This window comes from Archangium violaceum Cb vi76, assembly GCF_000733295.1.
GTDB lineage: Bacteria > Myxococcota > Myxococcia > Myxococcales > Myxococcaceae > Archangium > Archangium violaceum.
Genome location: NZ_JPMI01000019.1, coordinates 1 through 22,122, shown reverse-complemented (window position 1 = coordinate 22,122; position 22,122 = coordinate 1). Strand labels below are relative to the sequence as shown.

Here is a 22,122-nt window from a genome sequence, read left to right as displayed (position 1 = left end):
GTTCATGCCCACGGCCAAAGCGTTCTACCTCGGCTTCGTCATCCTGCTCTGTACGTTCTCTGGCTGCACAACGACCAGTGGAGGCGTGGCAGTGCGCCCGGACGGAACCCCTGGCCCTCAGGAATGCCCGGAGGAAGCCAGGAAGGCGATGCGCTACATGAGGCTGCGCGTCGGGGACGGTGCGTTGGTGGAACTCGACGCGAACCAGATCAAGTCAAAGCCCATCACGCTCTACGATGGGCCGATCGAGAGCATGCTGAAGAATGACCTCGGCATCCTCGAAGCCACCACCCGTTTGTACGGGCAGGTCTGGACGGGCGGTCCGCAGGTCGTCATCCGGTACTACGAGGCCCACCCGCCGGACAGCGAAAAGGTGCCCATCTGCGCGGTGGCCCGGTTGAGTGAGAATCAGCTCCGGAAGCGGCCTGAATCGCTGCCTGGAACCGCCATCCTCGACTTCTCCGTGTCGGGGGTCGACATCGTCGACTCGTTCCGCTGAGTGCGTGTTTCCAGCCGGGCACATTGTTGACCAGCTGCTCCTCTGGCAGAGAAGCGGCTGAGCACTCTGGCGAAACAAGCCCCGATGGTTGCTGGTTGCGGCTGGCATGCCAGGAGTTGCCCAGAGTAGCGAGGTGGTGGAGGGCGGCAGCCCACAGATCGAGTCACGACGGAAGAGCGCGCGGGGGATTCCACGGTGGGCGCCTGTTGGCTCCCTCGGGCTGATTGTCATGTTCCTGCACGCGGCTTGTGTCTCGCACACGCCCATGATTGACCAACTGGCGGGAGCAGGCCGCTCTCAACCGCCACCCTCGGAGAAACAGGGGAAGTCCCGTCCCGCCTCTCCCCGACTCGAGCCCGTGGTCACCGTCCAGGTGGAGCTGCTCGAGCCTCGTGGCACCACCCGGGTCGTCGCCATCTCGCGGGCGGAATACCAACGGGCGGTGCAACAGCTTGGCAGCCGCTTCCAGGTGGAGGGGTCGCCCCAAGCAGCCGCGCAGCGGCTCCTCCAATCCATGCCTGAAGAGGAGCTGCTCGCCGAGGTGTACCGCGGACGTGTCCTCAGTCTTGTCCCCGTGGACGACAAGAGCCCTCTTGTCCCTGAAGCAGAGGCGGCCCTACGGGCGCAGTACCTGGGCTGGTGCGAGAGGCGCGGAGGTGGCGACTGCCTGGACCTCTTCGCGGACGGGCCCTACTTGCGCACGGATGACAGGCGGACCTTGGCGCTCGCCCTGGCCTTTGGCTCCGTGTTGGACGAGACGAGGGCGGCGCTGGGGCGCGAGCTGAGCCCTCAGGCAGTGCTCTCCTCGTTGGTGTGGGCTGCCGGGATGTACCTCGCACTCTGGCTGGTGCCGGAACCTGCATCGGGACACCTGTGTTAGCTGGAATGGATGTGATGATGGTGGTGTTGCGTGGAACCGCGTGACTTCTTTCCTCGAGCAAGAGCTGACTGAATGCGCCGCTTGACCTCATGGGTCAGCCGGAAGCAGAAGCTGCCTCCCGGAAGAGCACGCTCGGGCGTGAGGATGCCCTTCCTTATCCAATACCGCACGGTGTCCCATGTTACTCCGTACTTCTCGACGAGGCCGCGAGTGGAGTAGCGGCCGTCAGGCAGGCGGGTCGGCGGGGTTGGACGGCCACTGTGAATGCGGTGCGGCGGCTTACCCGGCTCGTAGCCCTGGTAGCGCGCCTTGGCCAGCAGTGCCTCCAGTTGGGGCGTCATCTCGAACCAGAAGGGCTCCTTGCTCCATCTGTGCATGGGCGTGCGGCTGTGCACGGGGGTGAGCAGACCGCGCCTGACCCAGTAGAGGACCATCGGTGCTGTCACCCCGAAATGCGCGATCAGACCTCGGATGGAGTAGAGCCCCTGCTCGTCGCGTTCGGGCACCCGGATGCTGAAGCCGCCAGCGGACCGTCCAGCACGGATGTGCTGGCGCTTGCGGATGCCCGCCACGAGCTTGCCTGTGAAGGCGTGACGTAGGCCGCTCTTGAGTCCTTGCTTGTTGAGTTCCTCCGCTATCTGCGAATCGCAGTAATGCTTCCTGGCGAGCTTGCGGACCTCAGCGATGACCTGGAGTGGCGTCCTTCTGGATTCGGAAAATGTGGGCCGAGGCGTCTGCAACTCGGTGATGGCTCCAGTCTTCCAGAGGATTCGGATGCGGGTGGCCCGCCTTGGCACGTCCACCGGCGAGAGCACCACCTCCTGGATGAGCAGCCGCAGTATCCGCTTCTTGTCCGAGTTGGTCGTGGTCGGCGCGTTCCACAGCCCGGGCAGGTCGCCCGCCAGCGCCAGTATCTTCTTCTTGTCCTTGTCCGAGAGCTCCAGTGGACTCGCGCTCCTGGCCTGCTCGTACTCATGCTCGACCCGCGCGAGTTCCTCGAGCTTCTCATTCCAGCGCGATTCCAGCGTGCGGGCCACCACGCGATTCTCCGGCTCCACGGCGTTGTACTGGCGCTCGGCGCGCTGGGCCTCGTAGCGCACCCGCTCCAGGCGTAGCTTCCACTGGCGGTTGACCTCTTCGGCCTGCCGCTCCACCTCCTTGAGGACCGCCAGCGACAAGTCCAATTCAGGCGGGGCGAAAGCCGCCAGCAGGGTCTCGACTATCTTGTCGTCGATGCGGCGTGCGAGCGTGGACCAGCAGTTACCCTCGCCGTAGATGCGCCGGCTGCACTGGTAGCTGGGGTCGGCGGCGACGGAGTAGACCGGGTGCATCCGCCGGCCACACTTGCCGCACAGCACCAGCCCCTGCAGCAGCGCCACTCCTCCGCGTGGCGCACCTCGGCCACGCACATGCGCCCCTCTGACTGCATTGTCTTCGAGGCGTTTCAAGTTCTCCAGGTACTGCTCCCAGGAGATGTACGCGGGGTGCGCATCGCGCAGGAACGCATGCCACTGCTCCGGCTCCTGAAGCGTCTCATGCTTGCGTCGCACCGCGCCTTCGACGAGGACGCGCCGGTCGCGATTGCGGCCCCAGGCGTAGGCTCCGGCGTACACCGGATTGCGCAGGATGGTCACGGCACGCGGGACGTCCAGCGCGTGCCAGCGGATTTCTGCCGGAGCGCCTCGGTGAGCATGGCGTGAGGGGAAGAGCAGCTTGTTGCGGGTGAAATAGCGCACGGCGCCGCTGACACTGCCTTCCAGGCGGAAGCGCTCGAAGAGAAGACGGAGGGCCTTCTGCACCTGCTCGTCGGGGTCGAAGACGAGCGCACCGTCCTCGAAGACGTAGCCGGTGGGAGGGGGATAGACGAGCTCGCCCTTCTTCGCCTTGTGCAGGATGCCGCCTTGCAGGCGCAGGCGCATGGAGTGGCGCTCGGCGTCACTCATGGTGCCCTTCATGCCCAGCACCAGCCGGTCATTGAAGTCGTTGGCGTCGTAGACGCCATCATCATCGATGATGAGCGTGTCGGAGAGCGCGCACAAATCCAGCAGCCGGTGCCAATCGGACGAGGAGCGCGCCAGGCGGGACACCTCCAGCGACAAGACGGCGCCCACCTTGCCGAGGCTGACCTGGGCCGTCAGCCGCTGGAAGCCCTTGCGCCGGGCGGAGCTGGCACCGCTCTGTCCCAGGTCCTCATCGATGACCTCGACCTGGGTGGCGTCCCAGCCGAGCTTCTTGGCCAGCTCCACCAAGGCGTACTGGCGCTCAGTCGATTCGCGGTGCTCGTGGACCTGCAACAAGGTGGACTGGCGGATATACACCAGCGCGGGTCTGGCCAGGTGCTCTGGCCGAATCTTGGTGCTCATCGCTTGCCTCGCTTCCTGCGGGAGCCTTGGTGACGGCCTTGAGCAGCACGTCGGCCAGCACGCCCAGCAGCTCGTGCCGGGCCGCCGCGGGGAGTGCGGCGTAGAGCGCGCCCGGCGATGACCCGCTCTTGGCTCTTCTCGTCCGACGCACTACCTTCCTGGTCATGGGGCCGAGACTTATTCCTCAAGTCATCAAGCAAGGCACTCAGCTCGCGGAGCGATTCAGGGTGCAGCTTCGGACATTTCCCTCGGAACTCGAGCGGTGGGGGCCTGGGCCGCAGGTCCGTCCAATCCTCGGGAACCTTCGCGAGACGGCCATCGGGAAACAGCAGCACGACGCAAGGGCGACCGAGGTACCGCAGGCGCTGCTGCACGGGGAATGCGCGACCCACGAATGGATGGAGCGGGTGGGTAATGACCACCAAATCTCTCGACGGCTGCGTCTTTAAGGGGGTGCGTCGTTGGGGGCTTGCCCGAGCCAAGTACCAAATTGGTTGCCGCTGCGCTGTCGGTCGTGCTCGTGGCATGGCTGGGGGTAGACGCTCTATGGGAACTGGTGGACGGATGGTTCCACATGGCCCACCGGGCCCACGAGGCCACGACGTTCGCGGAACTGCGCGAGGCGGGCGAGGCGTTCGGGGGAGTGATGGGGACGGACGCGGCCCGGGCGATGATTCTGGCCGTGGCCACGCTGAGCGGGCGGACGCTCGGGGACGTAGCGGCGCGGGTGCATTCCCTGCCGAGATTCAACCTGATGCAGGCGCAGTGGGAGACCCAGGGGTTCCGGGCGCCAATGACGGTGGCCGTACAGGAGGTAGCCGCAGTGGAGGTCGCGGCGGAATCGGGTCGCGCTCTGGCGGTCGTCACATCCCCACAGGCTCCCACCGCCATGGCCATGCTCAGCCAGAACAACGCGGCTCGTGCGGCTGGGGCGTCTGGCGGCCACTCCGGCACCATTGCCATCCAGCACCGCGGTGGCAACAGGCAGGTTGTCCTCGGCAACGGTCAACGATGGCACCTTCCCCGAGGAAGGGACCTCCACGACATACCGGCCGAGGATGAACTGGGGGACGCGATCCAAGCAGCGGCAGAGCGCATCGCCCGGCAGTGGGCAAAGCAACATCGCACTCCCGCGGAGACCGACGCCATCGATCGAGCACTCGCTGCGGGCAACCATGCCAGCGCTCGACACATGGAGGGGCTGGCACGTGGGCGCTGGGTCAACGCGAGGCTCAAGGAGGAGTTCCCGCAGCTCAAATGGTCATCCAAAGGAGTCGATGCGGTGGACCCGCGACCAGGGGGGCTCAAATACGAGGTACTCTCCGGGACGAAGGAAAACTTCGCTGTCCATGGTCGGCGCATGTCCAACGAATTCTTCCGGATGATCTTCTTCTGAGGGCACGGAGATGTGGCCGGGCAATATCTTCTTCGAGAACCGCGAGATTGAAGACGAGCAGGTGGAACTGGCCGGTGCGGAGGACCAGCTCGTCTACTTTGGGCCGAATCTGACGCTACGCCGGTGTAAGGTGGTCGTGAGGGTGCCGGGCAGCCGGTTGATCATCCGCCAGCCCCGCCTCATTGATTGCACCATCGAATTCAAGCAGGAGCTGAGGAACCACCGGGGCTGGGTGAGCGCGGTGCTTGAAGGTTGCCGGTTCAAGGGGCGCATGTTGGGCTGCGACTTCGGGCCCTTTCCCGGGTACAGCACCGGCGGCGAACACGGACAGGTGGAGAACTGCGACTTCTCCGAGGCCCGGCTCGATGCATGCCGGTTCCACGGCTGCGATCCACGTACACTTCGGATGCCTCGCTGGCCGTGCTTTACCTTCGTGGAACCCAGCAAGAATGCCGCTGAACTGAGCCAACTCGAGTGGCCCGGTTTGTTCGGAAAAGTCGTCGTTGCGGGCCTGGGCGCCCAACCCGCATCCGCGACTGGCCTGACGTACCACGCCCCGTCCGTGGCCAAGCGCATGGGGACGACGCCGGACGAGCTCCGGGCGATCCTCGAAGGACTCGACTGCATCATCCTCTGACGGTCCGTTGTCAGGATTTCCCGCGCCTTTTCGTCCCTGAAGGTAGCTGCCCGGCCGGAGATGCCGAACACGCCACTGGTAATCGCCTGTAAAGCGACGCGGTTCAAATCCGCCCTAGACCTTGGAAAGGTCACCCAAAACGGCGTCTCCACTCGGGCAGCGACTCTTCTCCATCCCCTCCACCACTCCGTGGCCGAACGACTGCACCCCCTCCAGGGCGCGCTGCAGGTCGGCCCAGAGGTCCTCCGGGCTCTCCAGGCCCACGCTGACCCGGAGCATGCCCGCGGAGATGCCACTGGCCTCGCGGTGCTTCTCGTCCACCACGCGGTGCGTGAGGCTCGCCGGGTGCTGGATGAGCGAGTCCACCGAGCCGAGGCTCACCGCCGGCGTGAGCAGCTCCACCCGCTCCATCACCTGGGCCGCCGCCTTCGCGCCGCCCACCACCTCGAAGGACAGCAGACACCCGGGCCCGCGCATCTGCCGCCCGATGAGGCCCTCGGTGTCACACCCCGGGAGCCCCGGGTACCACGTGCGTGACACGGCGGGGTGCGAGGCCAGGCGCTTCGCGAGGAGCATGGCGCCACGCTGTGACTCGCGGACGCGCACGGGCAGCGTCGCGAGACCGCGGTGCAGCATGTAGCCCGCCTCGGGGTGGAGCACGCCGCCCGTGGCGATGCGCACCTGGCGCAACCGCGCCGCCCAGACCGCGTTCGTGGCCACCACGCCGCCCATGACGTCACCGTGCCCGCCGAGGAACTTCGTCGCGCTGTGCAGCACCAGCGAGGCCCCGAGCGCCAGTGGGTTCTGCAGCACGGGCGTGGCGAAGGTGGAGTCCACCAGCACGGGCACCTCGCCCGCCTGGGCCACCACCCGCGCGATGTCGATGAGCGCCAGCGTGGGGTTGGCCGGCGTCTCCACCACGACGAGCGACGTGTCCGGACGCAGGGCCTTGCTCACGTGGTGCGGATGCGTCCAGGTGACCTCCACGCCCAGCAGGCCGCTGTCCAGCAGATGATCCGTGCCGCCGTAGACGGGACGGCACGCCACCACGTGCTTGCCCCCCTGGCGCGCCGCGAGCAGCACCGCCGTCAGCGCCGCCATCCCCGAGCCGAACGCCACCGCCTCCTCGGCCCCCTCCAGCGCGGCCAGTGCCTTCTCGAAGCGCACCACGGTGGGGTTGTGCAGCCGGGCGTAGATGGGGTTGTCGCGCAGGGGTCCACCCTGGGCGAGCGCGTCGAAGCACTCGCCGATGCCACCCATGCTGCCCACGGGATAGGTGGTGGAGAGATCGATCGGCGGCGCATGGACGCCGAGCCCGGCCAGATCCTCCCGGCCAGAGTGGACCGCACGCGTTTCGAATCCGAGCTTCTTCATCCGAACTTCCTCCCGTGAGAAGGGCACGGGAAGAAATTACGCACGTGGGCGCCGAAGAGACATCGAATAGGTTGCGGGACCCCACGGCGGAAGGGGCTCGGGACCGAATTGGCTTCGGCCAGGACCCGTCACTGCCGCAACGGCAGCAACAGGGTGAACCGGGTTCCGCGGCCCGGCTCCGACTCGACCGAGATGGAACCGTTGTGGTTCTCCACCACCTTGCGGCAGATGGCCAGGCCGATGCCCTGCCCCGGGCTGTTCGGATCCAGCTTCTTCAGCGCCTCGAACACGTAGTCGTTGTAGCGGTTGTCGAACCCCATCCCGTTGTCCGCGTAGATGATCCGCGCGAAGTCGGTGTAGTGGTACCTGCCCGTGTTGGGCCGGTAGGTGTTGTGCTGGAGCAGGCAGCACTCGATTCCGATCCTCGGGTCCTCCTCGGGACGGCGGAACTTCACCGAGTTGTCGAGCAGCTGGAAGAACAACATCATCAACTGTCGGCGCCGGCCCTGGAGCACAGGGAGCTGCTCGCTGTGCAGTTCCATCACCGTGCCGGTCCTCCCGGTCACGAGCTGCCGGGCGCTGTCCACCACCTCGCCCAGTGCCACCTCCTCGAGCGGCTCGTGGGTGTCATCCAGCGACACGAACTCCTGGAGCGCCATCACCAACTGCTCCATCCGCGCGCTCTGGACCTTGATCCGCTCCAACGAGCGCTGGCCCGTCGCCGACAGCGCCTGACGGTCCTGCTGGGTGAAGAGACTCGAGAACATGGAGAGCTTGCGGATGGGCTCTCGCAGCTCATGGGACAGGATGGAGCTGAGGCGGGTGAGCTCCTGGTTCTTCTGCTCCAGCCGGCTGAGCTTCTGGTCCAGCTCCCGGGCATGCAGCTCCAGCTCCTGCCGGGCCCGGGTCAGCTCCTCGTTGTTGCGCAGCGCCTCCTCCGCCATCCGCTTCGCCGCCAGCAGCTCGTCCTCGTACTTGCCGCGGTTGCGCACCGGGATGAGGGCGCACTGATTGACGACCCCGCCCTCCTGCTCCTTCCGCACGGCGTTGAGGAGCACGGGGATGCTCTCCCCGCTCCGGGAGCGCAGCGAGAGGAAGATCTCCTCCGCCTTGCCCTGCATCCGGATCATCGGGAAGAGGTGCGTCTGGTAGAACATGCGGCTGGCCAGCGTCAGGAGCGACTCGACGCGGCTGCCCGCCAGCTCTCCCGAGGCGTACCCCAGCATTCCCGCCAGCGTGTCGTTGGCGGCCACCAGGGTTCCGTCATCGGTGAAGGTGAAGAAGCCACAGGGCGCGGTGTTCAGCGGATCTTCCAGCAGGTGCGTCGCCATGACTTCTTCCCTACGGGGTCTCAGGACATGGGCACCTGGCCCAGGTAGTCCTTGATGATGGAGACAGTCTCCTCGGGAGCGCTCATGTGCGGACAGTGTCCCGTGGCACGAGCGACCCGCAGCGTGCTGCGCGTCAGGTTGCGGTGAAGGTACTCACCCACCTGCCGGGGCGCGATCAAATCTTCCGAGCACTGGAGGATGAGCGAGGGCACCGTCAGCTTGGGCAGATCCTTCCGGTTGTCGGAGAAGAACGTCACCTCCGCGAACCGCCGGGCGATGGTCGGATCCGTGGAGCAGAAGCTCTCCGTCAGCTCCTGGTTCAGCTCCGGCCGGTCCGGCCTGTTCATCACCATCGGCGCCAGGAAGTTCGCCCAGCCGATGTAGTTCTTGTCCATCGTCTGCAGCAGCTCCTCGATGTCCGCCCGCTCGAAGCCGCCCACGTAGTCAGGCGCCTCGTTGATGTAGCGGGGCGAGGGGCTCACCAGGACGAGCCGCTGGAAGCGCTCGGGCTCGCGGATGGCGGCCAGCAGCCCGATCATGCTGCTCACCGAGTGCCCGACGAGGATGACGTCCTTCAGATCGAGGGCCCGGCAGATATCGAGGATGTCCTCCGCGTAGCCGTTCAGACTGGAGTACCGCTCACGGTTGTACGCGCGGAGGTCCGATTTGCCCGAGCCGACGTAGTCGAACAGGACGACCCGGTAGTCCGCCTCGAAGGCGGGGGTCACGAAGCGCCACATGTTCTGATCGCATCCGAAACCGTGCGCGAAGAGGATCGGCTGGGTGCCCCTGCCCGTCACCTTGACGTTGTTGCGGGAGAGGACGTCATTGGCCATGGGCTTCGAAGCCCGGAGAGCTGCGCCTTCAGGGTGGATCATGACTCCAGGCGTTACCGGTAGAAGACGATCCCCACCAGGGCCGATGAACACTCCTCCGGACTCGCCCCCGCGTTCTGTTCGATGGACTGGATTTCACGCCGGGGGCAGGTTCGAAGTTCGACACTTCGGCCGAGTGAATCCACGCTGACCGGAATACGCTTCCGCACATGGAAGGATCCTCGAACCTGGACGCCATCGACCTCGCCATCCTGGAGGCCCTGCAGAAGAACGCGCGGCTGTCGAACAAGGAATTGGCCGCCGAGGTGGGGCTCGCGCAGTCGAGCTGCCTGGCGCGGGTGACGCGGCTGCGCGAGACGGGCGTGCTCAAGTCCTTCCACGCCGAGGTGGACCCGCGCGCGGTGGGCATCGGGCTGCAGGCGATGATCGCCGTGCGGCTGCGGCAACACTCGCGGGAGATGGTGGAGGAGTTCCGCCACCATGCGCTGTCGCTGCCGCAGGTGCTGGCCGTGTACCACGTGTCCGGAGCCAACGACTTCCTCGTGCACGTGGCGGTGCGGGACGCGGACCACCTGAGGGACCTGGGCATGGACGCCTTCACCACCCGGCCCGAGGTGGCCCACCTGGAGACGTCGCTCATCTTCGAATACGTCCGCAGCCCCGGGCTCCCGCTCTACGGGCCCCAGGGCGCCGTGCAGCGCGCGGCCCCCAGCGCCGAGCCCGTCAGGCGCTCCCGCAGACGGTCCAGAGCAGCCGCTCGATGACGAGCTTGCCGCTCGCGGAGGACTTGAGCGACAGGTCCGCGTCGGCGCACGCCACCAGCGCGTCGAGCAACTCGCGCCGCTTGTAACGCGCCGCCCCCTGCATCGCGAGGAACGCCGCGTACGGGTGCGGGGCCTTGCCCTTGGCCGCCTTGGCCTCCTCCTCCACCCTGGGGAACACCCGCGACTTGAAGTCCGGGTACGAGCGCGGCAGCGAGCCTCCCGCGAACTTCTCCAGCCGCTCGTGGTTCTCCAACATGCCGCGCGTGATGGAGGCCACCGCGCCCAGCAGTTGCAGCCCGTGCACCCCCTGCCCCATCGCGTCCATCGTGTAGTCCAGCGCCGCCTTGAAGTTGCGGTTCTGCAGCGCCTCGGACAACTCGAAGAACTCCTCCTCGCGCGTGTGCGCCACCAGCAGTGCCACGTCCTGAGCCTCGATCGTCGGGCCCTGCGAGTACGTGGCCAGCTTCTCCAGCTCCGACTGCAGGAGCCGCACGTTGCCGCCGATGCGCTCCTTGAGCTGCTCCGCCGCCCCCTTGCCCAGCTTCTTCTTGAAGGGCCGCAGGAACTCCTCGGCGAGCGGCTCGAGCTCGAAGTCCTTGTGGCGCGCCGCCACCTTGCGCTCGACGACGCGGCCCTTGTCCGCCGCCAGCTTCACCAACGGGTTCTTCGCGTCCACCTCCGAGGCCGCCAGCACCAGCGCATGCCCCGGCGGCACGCCCTTCTGGAACAGCTCCAGCAGCGCGCTCGCGTCACCCTCGGGCGCGGAGATCCGCTCCTCGCGGCAGAACGTGGCCACCTCCTTGAGGAAGGTCAGGTCCGCCTCGGCGAGCTCCACGTTGAGCTCGTCCTTCCACTGGTCCACCGACGGCGCGCCCGGAGCGCCTGGATCGAGCTGCTCCACGCCCCACCCCGCCCGCGCCGCCAGCGCCAACAACCGCCGCGCGCCCTCCTTGCGCTTGCCCGCCTTCCACGCCTCGCGCGCCTTGCCCAGCGCGTCCCCGCGGCCCTTCTTCGGCGCGAGGAACTCCGGGTCGCGCACCAGCACCACCTTGCGCCCGGGGAAGAGCGGCAGCGTGGCCAGCTCCTGCGCCACCTCGCGCGGCGAGCCCGCGTCCAGCACCGCGAAGTTCAACCCCGCCGACGCATCCGGCAGCAGCACCTTCACCAGGTCGTCCGCGCCCCGGCGCACCAGGTACTCCTCGCCCCACAGCAGATAGAGCGGCGCCACCTTGCCGGCCTTCGCCTCGTCCAGCACGTCCTCGATGTCCGCGCTCATCGCCCCTCCAGCAGCTCGATGAGCATCCGCTCCAGCTGCAACCTCGGCGACGCGTTGCGCTCCACGATGGTCGCCTTCGTCTTCTCCAGCAGCGCGTGCCGGCGGTGCAGCACCGTCTCATGCGTGCGGGCCGCCACCTCCTGGGCCAGCTCCAGCATGTCCTGGTTGGCCAGCCGCTCCACGCCCACCTTCGCCAGCGACACGTCCCGCGTCCACATGGAGAGGATGGAGAGCGCCTGTTCGGCCTCCTCACGCGAGGCCCCGAAGGTCTCGGCCCAGCGGAGCATGGCTCCCACCTCGCCGGGCTTCAGGGACTCGAAGCCGCTGATGACGTCCTTGCGCGCCGCGAGCGCATCGAGGTCCAACGCCAGGGCGCGCCCCAGACTGCCGCCCGCCATCACCGCCGCGAGCTCCGCCGTCTGGGCGTCCAGCTTGCGCTCCTTCTGGAGACGCTCGGCGATGAGCGCCACGGGCAGCGGGCCGAAGTGCACCTTGCTGCAGCGGCTGCGGATGGTGGGCAGCATCTTGTCCGGGGCCGAGGCCAGCAGGATGAGCGTGGTGTCCGAGGGCGGCTCCTCGAGCGTCTTGAGGAAGGCATTCTGCGCCTGCGGGTTCATCATGTGCGCATCCACCACGATGGCCACCTTGCGCCGGGACTCGAGCCCCCGCAGGGTGATGCGCTCGAGCAGTCCGCGGATCTGCTCCACGCGAATCTCCCGGCTGGGCGTACCCTGGATGTCCGAGCGCCCGGCGAGGCCACGCTCGACGCGCTGGGCATCGGGCATGAGCCAGGAGACGTCCGGGTGGGCGCCCTTGGAGATGCGGGTGCAGCTGGAGCAGGAGCCACACCCTTCATTGGGCTTTTCCGGGCACGTGAGGGCCTGGGCGAGCCCCACGGCGGCGAGCTCCTTGCCGACGCCCTCGGGCCCGGCGAAGAGGTAGGCGTGATGAACGGAGCCGCCGCGCAGAGCCGCGAGGAGCGCGTCGATGGCGCGAGGCTGTCCGACGACCGAGGCCAACGTCATGGCGCGTGTATCCCCGCTCGGAGCGTCCCCGTCAACTCTCAGGGACCAGTCTTCCCTCTCCCTCCGGGAGAGGGTCGGGGTGAGGGTATCGGACCCATTGGGTTGGCCCTGGGTATACCCTTCACGGTCTTCTGTCCCACGGAGCAGGCGGGGAGCAACTTGCACCGGGAGCAATTCTCCGGAATGGGCTTGGTGGGGCACACGCCGCTCATGCCGTAGTGACACAGCGCGAAGTCGAAGCGCACGGGGTCGGCGGCATCGAGGGTGCGCAGGGAGGCCGTCACCTCCTCGGCGGTGCGCCAGCTCAAGTCATTCCGGCGGGTCAGCCCCAGGTGCTTCGAAATCCGTCCAATGTGCGTATCCAGCGGAATGAGCAGCGCCGAGGGGCGTACCCGCTTCCAGATGCCGAGGTCCACACCATCCGGCCCGCGCACCATCCACCGGAGGAACAGGTTGAGCCGCTTGGCGGCGCCGGCGCCCAGGGGCGAGGGCAGCAGGTGCTGCAACCCGCGCTCGGGCCCGAGCACCTCGCGCAGAGGCGCCATGGGCACGTCCCGCAGGGCCGAGGTGAACGCATCCAGCGCGCCGTGCCAGGAGCCCCGTGCCTCCAGTCCCTGGACGAAGAGCGCCTCCAGGCTCCCGAGCTCGCGCAGGGCCCGGCCCATGCCCAGCAGCAGCACCGCCACGTCCGTGCCCACGTTGAAGCGATAGACGAAGCCCGAGAGCAGCTCGCGCGCCCCGGCCACGTCCAGCGCGCGCACGAAGGCGGCGGGAGACGGGCCCATGCGCGCGAGCAACGCATCCACCTTGGGCCGGAACAGATCCGCGCGCCCGTACGCCAGGGCCGCGGCCAGCAACGCGCTCACCTCGATGTCCCTCGGGTCGCGGTAGCGGTGCGGAAACTCCAGCGGATCGAACGCGATGCGCGCCCGGCTGTCCGTGGATGCCAGGAAGGCGTCCAGGCAGGGGCGCAGACGCTCTGCGTCTCGCGGGCTCAGTCCTGTGTGTCCTCGGGCTCTCGGGGGCATGGTTCAGACACTCCGTAGCCTGGAGCAACCCGCTCCGCCACGGAGTTCATCCACCGCCGCCTACAGCTCCACGGGGAGCGCGCGCAGTTCCCGGTTGAGCGGGGGCCGCGACTCCCAGGTGGGCTGGGTGTCCTTCGTGGGCCGCACATGAGGGAAGCGGCGCAACAGCGTCTCGAAGAAGACCTGGGCTTCCAGGCGCGCCAGCGCCGCACCCAGGCAGTAGAACGAGCCGAATCCAAACGCCACGTGCTTGCTCGGCTTGCGGTTGATGTCGAACCGGTCCGGATCGGCGAAGACCTCCGGATCCCGGTTCGCCGCGGCGAGCGCCAGGTACACCATCTGGAACGGCTCCATCGCCTGCCCACCGAGCTCCACTGGCGCGACGGTGAGCCGGGTGATGATGCCCACCACGTCTCCGTAGCGCAGCATCTCCTCCACCGCCTGGGGAATGAGCGAGGCGTCCTCGCGCAGCTTCGCGAACTGCTCCGGGTGCTGGAACAGGAGCAACATTCCCTTGCTGATGAGCCGCGCGGTGGTCTCGTGGCCGGCGAACAGCAGCAACGCGCAGTTGGAGAGTATCTCCTCCTCACTGACGAGCCCCTCGGCCTGGGCGCGCACGAAGACCTCGAGGATGTTCTCACCCGGGGCGCGGCGATGCTGGGCGAGCACGTCGCGCATGTAGTTCATCATCTCCATCACGCTCTGCTGGCTCCGCAGCAGTTGCTGCACGTCGAAGGCACTGAAGATGGCGGTCAGATCCCTCGACCAGCGCTGGAGCATGTACTCGTCCGTGAGGGGCACCCCGAGCATCTCGGCGATGACGCTCGAGGGCAGCGGAATGGCGAGCTCCTGCACCAGATCGATGGAGCCGCCCTTCGCCGCGGCGGCGTCGAGCAGCGTGTCGGTGATGGCCTGAATCCGCGGACGGAGGTTCTCCACGGTGCGCGGGGTGAAGTAGCGCTTGAGCAACGACTGGAAGCGGAGGTGGCCCTCGTGGGTGGTGTGCCCCATCCACATGTTGACGGCGTCGCGCAGCGGCAGGAGCTGCGTCCGGGCCGCCTCGGGGAGGCGCTCGAACTGCCCCGTCATCGGTCCCGCGACCAGGCGGGGATCCCTCAGGGCGTTGGAAATGTCGGCATGGCGGGTGAGCACCCAGCCCTGGAGCTGCGGGCTCCAATGGATGGGCTCCTGGGCGCGAAGCCGATGGAAGATCGGCTGCGCATCCTGGGCGGACGCGGGGCTGAGGAGATCGAAGACGAGGGAGGAGTGACTCGTTGCCTGGCTCATGACGTTCTCTCGGAGTACGGCGAGAGAATACCCCTTCGCCCAGCCCCGGTCGCGGGAGGGGTCCCTTTTCTTGTGGGATTCCCCGCCCCCGCGTGCATGCTGCTCACGTGCGGGCACGACTCGGTGAGACCCTTCAAGTGTGGATGCCTCCCACTGGCAGTGCGGAGGCGGCATATGGAGTCAGCTTCCAGCGCATGGCCGAGCTGCTGCTCAACACAGCCATCTGCTACGTCGGCGGACACCCCCACCGCTTCACCGAGCTCGAGTTCTACTTCACCCGTCCGGACCATCCAGATCCCTTCACCCATGGTGACCCGATGCAGTGCGAGCGGGGACGCTGGTACTTCCACCGCGCGGGCAGCCAGTACCGCGGAGGCAGCTACAAGGGACTGGACATCGCCATCGGCGAGCCGGGGGCTCCCGGGGGCATCCTGATTCGCGGCATGGAGCAGCTCGGAGAGGACAGCCGGCTGCTCGATGGTCCGTCCCTGTGCGTCGACCACATCCTCGCGCTCACCGGCCATGCCTCCATCGCTTCATTGGTCTCGACCTTCAGCCGTGGCGTGGATCCGGAGCCGCCGGGCGATTCGCCGCTCTACGTGGTGCTGGACTCCCCTCCAGCCCCCGCGCGGCGGGTCTACGCTTCGGCACGTGTAGGGCTCACCCTCAAGCGAGGCACCTCCGAGGAGCGGGTCCGTTTCCTCTCCCGGCCCTACCGGTTCCTCACGGAGCCGGCACGCATCAAGAAGGGGCGGCTGCATGTCGCCGTGGCACTCCACGCCCAGGGACACCCGGCGGAAGAGGTGGCACGTCTGACGGGCTCCAGTGTGTCGCAAGTGCGCCGGTACATCGCCCAATACGAAGCGGGCCGGAGCCGCGCTCCCGCGGAGTTCGCCAGGGATCTGTCCACGGACGAAACCTGCCAGTTACTCGGCGCCTGCTCGCGGTGAAGGCCCCTGCCCGCTCTTCTCCAGAACGCTAGAGCCGGGTGATGCGGAACCAGTTGAAGTTCCACCCGCCCGCCTGGGCGTAGATGCCGAGATTGTAGGTGCCCGCCGTCACGCTGACGGTATGCGAAACGGTGGTCCAGTTCTGCCAGCCGCCGGTGGCCGGAATGTCCACCGTGCCGAGCACCGTGGCGCCCGCGTTGAGGTCCAGCGATAGCTTGCCGCCCCCGGACGGACTGGCGACGCGGTACTCGAGCTTGTACGAGCCCGTGGCCGGGAAGGTGATGCCGTTGTAGGCCATCCAATCCGCCGTCTCGATGTAGCCCACGTTGAGGCCCCCATCCGTGTCGGTGGTGGCCTCGGTGCTGACACCAGACATGGCGCTGTAGGCCTCGGCCTGCACGAGCGTGGAGAACGAGGACCTGCCCACCGCGCTCACCTCAAGCGAGGACACCACGTCGTTCCAATTGTCGTCCACGAGCGAGGCATCATCGGCCGTCTTGGTGAGGGTGGCGCCGGTGAAGTTGTCGTCCGAGTAGACGGTGACCTTGTAACCGCTGGCCACGCGCACGGAGGTGATGTCGTCGTTGCGCACTCGGCAGGGCTCCTGAAGGGGTAAGGCCTGGAAAGCCGGATATGGAGTTCTCGATGCATGAGCGTTTGGCCCATCCTCCTGGCTTGCCTGTGGGCCGCGCTGTCGCCAGGATTGCCCCATGATCTGCACCGGCAAGACTCGAGCCTGAAGTCCGTCCCGCGCGGCTCCCCGCGCGGAGTTCCCTCCGGATCTTCCCACTGCCTTGAAGCGGCCGCCGCACGCGGCCCCTTGTGCTCGAGTTGCCGATGAATTCCCGTCTCCACACGCCCTTCGCGCGCGGCATGGTCGCGCGCCTCTCCCTGCTGACCTTCTTGGATGGCCTGGCGCAATCGGTGAGCTTCCCGGTGCTCCCTCGCCTCGTGAGCTCGTTCCTCGAGGGCGATCCCGCCATGACCGCCCTCTGGGTTGGCTGGCTGGAGGTGGCCTGGGCGCTGCCCCAGATCTTCATGGCCCCGATCCTGGGCGCCTTGTCAGACCGGTTCGGCCGCCGGCCACTCATGCTCCTGTCGATGGGGGGCGTCGTGCTCGAGCTCCTGCTCGACGCCCTGGCACAGAACCTCGGGTGGCTGCTCGCGGGACGGTTCGTCTGCGGCCTCACCTTCGGCAGCCAGGCCGCGGTCATGGCGGGCGTGGCCGACACCACGCCGCCGGACGAGAGAGCCCGTGCCTATGGCTTCGTCAACGGCGCCTTCTACGCCGCCATCGTCGTGGGCCCCCTGCTCGGCGGCTGGCTGGCGGAGGCCAACCTTCGCGCTCCGTTTCATGTCGGCGCCGCCGTCGCCGCCGTGGGCGCGCTCTACGTGGTGAGCTTCCTGCCCGAGCCGCTTGCCCCCGTGCTTCGTACGTCGTCCCAGGAGCCACGGCTCGGGCTCGGAGAGGCGTTCCGGCTGCTGGGAACCCACCCCACGCTTCGCCCCCTGGCGGTCGTGCTGCTCCTGTCTTGGCTCTCCTTCCAGAGCAGCGACAACATGAGCGTGCTCTACACCGCCCACCGGTATGGCTGGAGCACCGTGCAGTTCGGCGCCTTCGTGGCCGTGGAGGCGTCGCTCGGAATCCTCGTCCAGGGCCTCGTCGCCGGCGCCGCCGCCCGCCGCCTGGGCGAGCGCCGGGCCCTCATCCTGGGCACCACGCTCCAAGGCCTCGGCATGCTGGCGATGGGGCTCGCGCCCGTGGCCATCCTGTTCTGGCCAGGAGCCCTCGTCGCCGTCATGGGCGCCATCGCCCGGCCGGCGTTGCAGACGCTGATGTCGGAAGCCGTGCACGCCGACGAGCAGGGGCGCCTGCAAGGCATCGTCTCCTCGATCGCGAGCGCGACGAGCGTCGTCGCCCCACTCGTCTTCACCTCCCTCTACGCCTGGGCGATCGGCGGCGACCGGAGTCCGGCCTGGGCGGGGATCACCCTCCTCTGCGGCGCGGCCCTGTGTGCTCTCGGTGCCTGGGTCGCCTGGCGCACGGCGCCGCGCCGTCAGGCCCCCCCGCCCCCCGTCAGCCCGCGGTGAGCCGCAGAGGACGTCCCGCCCGGTGCGGCCCGCGCTCGCCGTCACGCAACGCGAGCGCCCCATTGACGAGCACCGCGCGGACGCCCGTGGCGTACGCGAAGGGATGGGCATAGGTGGCCTGATCCGCGACGCTGGCCGGGTCGAACACCACGACGTCCGCCGCCATCCCGGGGGCGAGCAGTCCGCGATCCTTCAGACGTGCGCGCGCTGCGGGGAATCCCGACAGCTTGTGGATGGCCTGTTCGAGCGTCAGCACCTTCTTCTCACGCACGTACACGCCGAGCACCCGGGAGAAGGTCCCGAGCGAGCGCGGATGCGGGTGGCCACGGCGCGTGGCTCCCTCCAGCGCCACGGCGGAGCCATCGCTCGCCGGCATCCCGAGTGGGTGCGAGAGGATGCGCACGAGGTTGTCCTCGCTCATGGCGAAGCCGACCATGCCCACGTTCCCGCGGCTGCGCTGGAGCAGACCGACGGCCAGCTCATAGGGAGAGGTGCCAAGTGCCGCGGCGTGGCCGCCGAGCCGCTGACCCTCCGCGGCCCGGTCCGCCGCATGAGCCACCGAGGACACCATCACGTTGTCCCAGCCACCGATGCTCTCCACCTTCGCCATCGCGGCCGACCGCAGGCGCTCTCCCACCACGGGATCCGAGAGACGCGCGAGAAAGGCGTCCGTGCCACCATCCCGGCTCCAGGCGGGGAAGAGGTTGGCCAGGGTGGTCTGGTAGGCCGTGTAGGGATAGCGATCGAAGGAGAGGTCGACGCGCTCCACCGTGCGCGCGTGCTCCAGCCGGGCGAAGACCTGGTCGAGCTTGCTCCAGTTCCGGGGGCCCTGCGTCTTCAGGTGGGAGATGTGGAGCGGGCAGCCCGCGCCCCGCGCGACGGCAATCGCCTCGTCGATGGAGTCGAGGAGCCGCTCGTCCTCGTTGCGCATGTGCGTCGCGTAGACGAGCCCGCGTGCACCGAGTGGGCGGCAGAGGGCGATGAGCTCCTCGAGGGAGGCGAACGCCCCGGGCGTGTACTCGAGCCCGGAGGACGCGCCACACGCCCCCTCTGCGAGCGCGGCCTCGACGAGGGCCACCATCCGGGCCAGCTCCTCGGGCGTGGCGGGACGGTTCTCCTCGCCGATGACCGATTCCCGCACCGTTCCGAGCCCGACCATGCTCGCGACGTTGACGGCGGGCGAGAGGCGCTCGACGGCCTCGAAGAAGGCGCCCATGCTTCCGAAGGAGCGCTCCGAGCCAACTCCCGCCACGGAGGACTCGGGAGCACGCAAGCGGGGCGCTCGCGAGAACCCATCCTGCCCGGCGACGACGGTCGTCACGCCCTGGCGGAGGACGGACTCGGCATTCGGGTCGTCGAACAGGGTGCCATCCGCGTGCGAGTGCAGATCGATGAAGCCCGGTGCGACGGCGAGCCCGCGCGCATCGATCAGGGTGCGCGCCTGGGCTCCCGCCAGAGCACCAACGGCGACGATGCGCCCTCCCGCGATGCCAACATCCGCGGCCACGCCTGGCGCGCCCGTACCGTCATAGACGGTGCCGCCCTGGACCAGGACATCGTAGGTCTGACCTACCCCGGGCCGCTGTCCGCGCCCCACGCAGCCGAGCGCGCCCGCCCCGGCCAGTGCGAGCACCGAGCCGAGCACGGTGCGGCGTGTCAGGGGATCGGATGCGGCGGAAGTGGCCGGGCGATGAATCGAGGGATGGGAGGGAGCCATGGGCGCTCTATAGCCCGGGGCCGTCCACGCCGTCATGGGAGGGGGTCACCTCTTGACAAGGGGTCCTCCATGACCACCGAGCAGACCGCCTGCATCCTGTGTTCCCGCAACTGCGGGCTCCGTGTCGAAGTCGAGGGCTCCCGCCTCACGAGTATTCGCGGCGACGACGCGCACCCGGTCTCCAAGGGGTACCTCTGCCAGAAGGCCGCACGGTTGCAGCACTATCAGGAGAACGCGGATCGCCTCGAGCACCCGCTGCGCCGTGAGCCAGACGGCGGCTTCGTGCGCGTGAGTTGGGACGAGGCACTCGCCGACATCGCCGCCCGGCTGCGCTCGATTCGTGAGCGGCACGGCGGCCGCGCGTTCGCGTTCTACGGCGGTGGCGGCCAGGGCAATCACCTCGGAGGCGCGTACAGCCGGCAACTCACGAAGGCGATGAAGAGCCGCTTCGTATACAGCGCGCTCGCCCAGGAGAAGACCGGCGACTTCTGGGTCAATGGCCGGCTGTTCGGCGACCAGCGCTGCCACATCACGGAGGACGTCGAGCACGCGGACGTCGTGCTCTTCATCGGCACGAATCCCTTCCAGGCGCACGGCATCCCGAATGCGCGCGACACGCTGCGGGAACTGAAGAACGACCCCGCACGCACGATGGTCGTGATCGACCCGCGCAAGACCGAGACGGCGCGCATGGCCGACGTGCACCTTCAGCTGCGTCCCGGCACCGATGCATTCCTGCTCGCCGCGATGCTCGGCATCATCGTGCGCGACGGCTTGCACGACCGGGCGTTTCTCGCCGAGCGCTGCACCGGGTTCGCGGCGGTCGAGGCCGAGCTCCGGGCGATTCCCATCGAGGAGTTCGTTCGTCGCGCGGACGTGCCTCTTGCCGACGTCGAGCGGGTCGCCCGGACGTTCGCTGGAGCGCGCACCGCGTGCGTGCGCGTGGACCTGGGGCTGCAGCAGAGCCTCCACAGCACGCTCAACTCGTACCTCGAGAAGCTCCTGTTCCTGGTGACCGGGAACCTCGGCAAGCGCGGGGCGAACAACTTCCACTCGCTCTTCCTGCCGATCCTCGGCAACACCGACGAGCGCACGGGCCGACACGTGCGCACCGCGCATCACCGCATGTTCCCGATCGGTGGGCTGTACCCGCCGAACATCCTGCCCGGAGAGATCGAACACGACGGCGAGGACCGCTTGCGTGCGCTGTTCGTCGACAGCGCCAACCCGGTCCTGACCGGCGCGAACACCGCCGCCTACGAGCGCGCGTTCGCGAAGCTCGAGCTGCTCGTCGTCGTGGACGTGGCGATGTCGGAGACGGCGCGCCTGGCTCACTATGTCCTGCCCGCGGCGACGCAGTTCGAGAAGTGGGAGTGCACGGGGTTCAACCTCGAGTTCCCCGACAACGCGTTCCAGCTCCGCAACCCCCTGTTTGCACCGCGCGCGGAGGCCTTGCCCGAGCCGGAGATCTACACGCGGCTCCTCGAGGCCATGGGAGAGCTGCCCCGGTCCTTCCCGGTGCTCGAGCGCATCGCGGCGGCCGAGCCCGCCGCCACGAAGCACAGATGCTCGGTGCGCTCCAGTCCCTCCGGAACGAGCCCGAGCCTCCCCCGGGGCTCGTGCTGCTGGCGGGCGAGCGCCGCGCCTACAACGCCAATCAGATCTTCCGGGATCCCTCCTGGCGGAAGATCGACCCCAACGGCGCGATGCGCATGCATCCCGACGACGCACGCGAGCGCGGACTCTCCTCGGGCTCGCGTGCGATTTGCGAGTCGGACACCGGACAGCTCGAGGTCACGATCGAGCTCGACGACTCAGTGCGCGCTGGAATGGTCACCCTCCCCCACGGTTACGGGATGCGCTACCGCGGCGGAGCCCCCATCGGCCCCCAGCTCAACCGCCTCACGGCGAGCGAGCACTGCGATCCGCTCGCGCGCACGCCCTTTCACAAACACGTTCCGGTTCGAGTCACCGCCGTCCACGTCGCAAGGAGCGAAGCCCCCGGCGAATCGACGAGGGAGTGAGTCATGTTGAAGAAGTCCACGCTGCTCCGGCTGGTGGCCCAGGGGCGGACCAACATGGACCGGCTGGGCCAGGGCTGAGCCCGCGCCGTGTAAGCACAAGGTCCAATATCCTGGAGCTGACACTCCGAGTAGAGGTGCCCGCGCCGACAGGGTCTGGCACCTCCTCGGGCTGCTGGTCGTCTGGGCCTTTCCCCCATGAACCAGGGCCACTTCGCATGAAAAACCTACCGCTCTTCCTTCTTCTCCTCGGCCTGGGGCTGTTGACGCTGGGATCCATTGGCTGCAATGGGTGTCCGTCTTCACCTCCATCAGACGATTTCTCGATCCGTGTCGTCCTCGCGGAGACCCGCATCTCAGCGGGGATGACCACCACCGCGAAGGCCCAGCGGGTCTATGAAGATGGCCGCGTCGTCGACCTCGACGCCCCCACTTCACAGCAATGGGCATCGTCCGATCCTCGAGTGGCCTCCGTCGAACCGCAACCGGACGGCACGGTCAAGGTGACGGCTCTCCAGCCCGGTAGCACCCTCATCACGGTCAACGCGGACGAGGCCTCGGGCGAGGCAACCCTCGAGGTCACCGACGCGCTCCTCCTCTCGCTCCAGGTGTCACCCACAATGGCCTCCGTGCCCGCGGGCCTCACT

The 22,122-nt window shown here is 68.0% G+C and carries 20 protein-coding genes and 1 pseudogene; 10 read left to right on the top strand and 11 right to left on the bottom strand.

The features are described 5' to 3' along the window. Positions 1-4: 4 nt before the first annotated feature. Positions 5-499, top strand: coding sequence for a hypothetical protein (locus Q664_RS03605; protein WP_043389841.1), 495 nt, complete (start codon positions 5-7; stop codon positions 497-499). 265 nt (positions 500-764) lie between these two features. After that, positions 765-1,379, top strand: a complete 615-nt coding sequence (locus tag Q664_RS03600; protein ID WP_200883649.1) for a hypothetical protein — start codon at positions 765-767, stop codon at positions 1,377-1,379. On the opposite strand, the gene Q664_RS03595 is transcribed toward Q664_RS03600, so the two are convergent. Together Q664_RS03595 and Q664_RS62855 are read right to left on the bottom strand one after the other, a co-directional pair. Beyond that, the gene (locus tag Q664_RS03595; RefSeq protein ID WP_052517624.1) at positions 1,376-3,742 is read right to left on the bottom strand and encodes a recombinase family protein; all 2,367 of its coding nucleotides are present in this window, start codon (positions 3,740-3,742) and stop codon (positions 1,376-1,378) included. The two genes, Q664_RS03600 and Q664_RS03595, sit on opposite strands and share 4 nt — an antisense overlap. Next, positions 3,739-4,269, bottom strand: coding sequence for a DUF5372 family protein (locus Q664_RS62855; protein WP_369406323.1), 531 nt, complete (start codon positions 4,267-4,269; stop codon positions 3,739-3,741). The genes Q664_RS03595 and Q664_RS62855 overlap by 4 nt, the downstream gene beginning before the upstream one ends. Positions 4,270-4,316: 47 nt before the next feature. Between Q664_RS62855 and Q664_RS03585 the strand changes: the two genes are divergently transcribed. Both Q664_RS03585 and Q664_RS51525 read left to right on the top strand, forming a co-directional pair. Then, positions 4,317-5,138 carry a hypothetical protein gene (locus Q664_RS03585; protein ID WP_152621889.1) on the top strand — a complete coding sequence of 274 codons (822 nt, stop codon included), beginning with the start codon at positions 4,317-4,319 and terminating at the stop codon, positions 5,136-5,138. A gap of 10 nt (positions 5,139-5,148) precedes the next feature. Then, positions 5,149-5,775: a hypothetical protein gene (locus Q664_RS51525; protein ID WP_052517623.1), complete on the top strand. Its 627-nt coding sequence runs from the start codon at positions 5,149-5,151 to the stop codon at positions 5,773-5,775. A 114-nt stretch (positions 5,776-5,889) separates the two neighbouring features. Here the strand turns inward: Q664_RS51525 and Q664_RS03575 are convergent, their stop codons facing one another. From Q664_RS03575 to Q664_RS03565, 3 genes are all read right to left on the bottom strand, one after another. Then, a complete protein-coding gene (locus tag Q664_RS03575) occupies positions 5,890-7,149 on the bottom strand; it encodes a trans-sulfuration enzyme family protein (RefSeq protein ID WP_063934653.1) in 1,260 nt (419 codons plus the stop codon). A 128-nt stretch (positions 7,150-7,277) separates the two neighbouring features. Next, entirely contained in the window at positions 7,278-8,480 is a 1,203-nt protein-coding gene (locus Q664_RS03570; RefSeq protein ID WP_052517622.1) for a sensor histidine kinase, read from the bottom strand. A 20-nt stretch (positions 8,481-8,500) separates the two neighbouring features. After that, complete coding sequence (locus tag Q664_RS03565) at positions 8,501-9,316, bottom strand: alpha/beta fold hydrolase (RefSeq protein ID WP_043389838.1); 816 nt, start codon at positions 9,314-9,316, stop codon at positions 8,501-8,503. Positions 9,317-9,525: 209 nt separating this feature from the next. Here Q664_RS03565 and Q664_RS03560 point away from each other — a divergent pair, with 209 nt between their 5' ends. Continuing rightward, on the top strand, positions 9,526-10,080 hold the full coding sequence (locus tag Q664_RS03560; protein ID WP_043389837.1) for an Lrp/AsnC family transcriptional regulator: 555 nt from the start codon (positions 9,526-9,528) through the stop codon (positions 10,078-10,080). On the opposite strand, the gene holA is transcribed toward Q664_RS03560, so the two are convergent. From holA to Q664_RS03540, 4 genes are read right to left on the bottom strand one after another with little or no spacing between them, the layout of a single operon-like run. Next, entirely contained in the window at positions 10,040-11,356 is a 1,317-nt protein-coding gene (gene holA / locus Q664_RS03555) for a DNA polymerase III subunit delta (RefSeq protein WP_043389836.1), read from the bottom strand. The genes Q664_RS03560 and holA overlap by 41 nt on opposite strands. After that, the gene (holB, locus tag Q664_RS03550; RefSeq protein WP_043389834.1) at positions 11,353-12,381 is read right to left on the bottom strand and encodes a DNA polymerase III subunit delta'; all 1,029 of its coding nucleotides are present in this window, start codon (positions 12,379-12,381) and stop codon (positions 11,353-11,355) included. Before holB ends, holA begins: the two co-directional genes overlap by 4 nt. A gap of 38 nt (positions 12,382-12,419) precedes the next feature. Further along, entirely contained in the window at positions 12,420-13,409 is a 990-nt protein-coding gene (locus Q664_RS03545; protein ID WP_075207315.1) for a TIGR02757 family protein, read from the bottom strand. Positions 13,410-13,469: 60 nt separating this feature from the next. Then, a complete protein-coding gene (locus Q664_RS03540; protein ID WP_043389832.1) occupies positions 13,470-14,696 on the bottom strand; it encodes a cytochrome P450 in 1,227 nt (408 codons plus the stop codon). 194 nt (positions 14,697-14,890) lie between these two features. Between Q664_RS03540 and Q664_RS03535 the strand changes: the two genes are divergently transcribed. Beyond that, positions 14,891-15,646 carry a helix-turn-helix domain-containing protein gene (locus Q664_RS03535; RefSeq protein WP_043389831.1) on the top strand — a complete coding sequence of 252 codons (756 nt, stop codon included), beginning with the start codon at positions 14,891-14,893 and terminating at the stop codon, positions 15,644-15,646. Positions 15,647-15,674: 28 nt separating this feature from the next. Here the strand turns inward: Q664_RS03535 and Q664_RS03530 are convergent, their stop codons facing one another. Continuing rightward, positions 15,675-16,238 (bottom strand): carbohydrate-binding protein, encoded by a 564-nt coding sequence (locus Q664_RS03530; protein WP_235216539.1) that lies wholly within the window; start codon positions 16,236-16,238, stop codon positions 15,675-15,677. Positions 16,239-16,483: 245 nt separating this feature from the next. Between Q664_RS03530 and Q664_RS03525 the strand changes: the two genes are divergently transcribed. Next, entirely contained in the window at positions 16,484-17,737 is a 1,254-nt protein-coding gene (locus Q664_RS03525; protein ID WP_052517621.1) for an MFS transporter, read from the top strand. On the opposite strand, the gene Q664_RS03520 is transcribed toward Q664_RS03525, so the two are convergent. Further along, on the bottom strand, positions 17,724-19,490 hold the full coding sequence (locus Q664_RS03520) for an N-acyl-D-amino-acid deacylase family protein (RefSeq protein WP_152621887.1): 1,767 nt from the start codon (positions 19,488-19,490) through the stop codon (positions 17,724-17,726). The genes Q664_RS03525 and Q664_RS03520 overlap by 14 nt on opposite strands. Between Q664_RS03520 and Q664_RS03515 the strand changes: the two are divergent. The 3 genes and pseudogenes from Q664_RS03515 to Q664_RS03510 all read left to right on the top strand — a co-directional run. Further along, positions 19,428-20,870, top strand: a pseudogene (locus tag Q664_RS03515) (molybdopterin-dependent oxidoreductase); the annotation flags it as partial. The gene Q664_RS03520 and the pseudogene Q664_RS03515 overlap by 63 nt on opposite strands. A 149-nt stretch (positions 20,871-21,019) precedes the next feature. After that, complete coding sequence (locus Q664_RS60500) at positions 21,020-21,478, top strand: molybdopterin dinucleotide binding domain-containing protein (RefSeq protein WP_235216540.1); 459 nt, start codon at positions 21,020-21,022, stop codon at positions 21,476-21,478. A 362-nt stretch (positions 21,479-21,840) separates the two neighbouring features. Then, a partial coding sequence (locus tag Q664_RS03510; RefSeq protein WP_043389827.1) for an Ig-like domain-containing protein occupies positions 21,841-22,122 on the top strand: 282 nt, incomplete at its 3' end.

Excerpts from the sequence above, each read along its gene's own strand:
- Q664_RS03545 (WP_075207315.1), bottom strand. The coding sequence starts at position 13,409 with ATGCCCCCGAGAGCCCGAGGACACACAGGACTGAGCCCGCGAGACGCA.
- Q664_RS62855 (WP_369406323.1), bottom strand. The coding sequence starts at position 4,269 with ATGCCACGAGCACGACCGACAGCGCAGCGGCAACCAATTTGGTACTTG.
- Q664_RS03585 (WP_152621889.1), top strand. The coding sequence starts at position 4,317 with ATGGCCCACCGGGCCCACGAGGCCACGACGTTCGCGGAACTGCGCGAG.
- holB (WP_043389834.1), bottom strand. The coding sequence starts at position 12,381 with ATGACGTTGGCCTCGGTCGTCGGACAGCCTCGCGCCATCGACGCGCTC.
- Q664_RS03535 (WP_043389831.1), top strand. The coding sequence starts at position 14,891 with ATGGCCGAGCTGCTGCTCAACACAGCCATCTGCTACGTCGGCGGACAC.
- Q664_RS60500 (WP_235216540.1), top strand. The coding sequence starts at position 21,020 with ATGCTCGGTGCGCTCCAGTCCCTCCGGAACGAGCCCGAGCCTCCCCCG.
- Q664_RS03570 (WP_052517622.1), bottom strand. The coding sequence starts at position 8,480 with ATGGCGACGCACCTGCTGGAAGATCCGCTGAACACCGCGCCCTGTGGC.
- Q664_RS03565 (WP_043389838.1), bottom strand. The coding sequence starts at position 9,316 with ATGGCCAATGACGTCCTCTCCCGCAACAACGTCAAGGTGACGGGCAGG.
- Q664_RS03575 (WP_063934653.1), bottom strand. The coding sequence starts at position 7,149 with ATGAAGAAGCTCGGATTCGAAACGCGTGCGGTCCACTCTGGCCGGGAG.
- Q664_RS03540 (WP_043389832.1), bottom strand. The coding sequence starts at position 14,696 with ATGAGCCAGGCAACGAGTCACTCCTCCCTCGTCTTCGATCTCCTCAGC.
- holA (WP_043389836.1), bottom strand. The coding sequence starts at position 11,356 with ATGAGCGCGGACATCGAGGACGTGCTGGACGAGGCGAAGGCCGGCAAG.
- Q664_RS03605 (WP_043389841.1), top strand. The coding sequence starts at position 5 with ATGCCCACGGCCAAAGCGTTCTACCTCGGCTTCGTCATCCTGCTCTGT.
- Q664_RS03600 (WP_200883649.1), top strand. The coding sequence starts at position 765 with ATGATTGACCAACTGGCGGGAGCAGGCCGCTCTCAACCGCCACCCTCG.
- Q664_RS03595 (WP_052517624.1), bottom strand. The coding sequence starts at position 3,742 with ATGAGCACCAAGATTCGGCCAGAGCACCTGGCCAGACCCGCGCTGGTG.
- Q664_RS03560 (WP_043389837.1), top strand. The coding sequence starts at position 9,526 with ATGGAAGGATCCTCGAACCTGGACGCCATCGACCTCGCCATCCTGGAG.
- Q664_RS51525 (WP_052517623.1), top strand. The coding sequence starts at position 5,149 with ATGTGGCCGGGCAATATCTTCTTCGAGAACCGCGAGATTGAAGACGAG.
- Q664_RS03520 (WP_152621887.1), bottom strand. The coding sequence starts at position 19,490 with ATGACGGCGTGGACGGCCCCGGGCTATAGAGCGCCCATGGCTCCCTCC.
- Q664_RS03525 (WP_052517621.1), top strand. The coding sequence starts at position 16,484 with ATGAATTCCCGTCTCCACACGCCCTTCGCGCGCGGCATGGTCGCGCGC.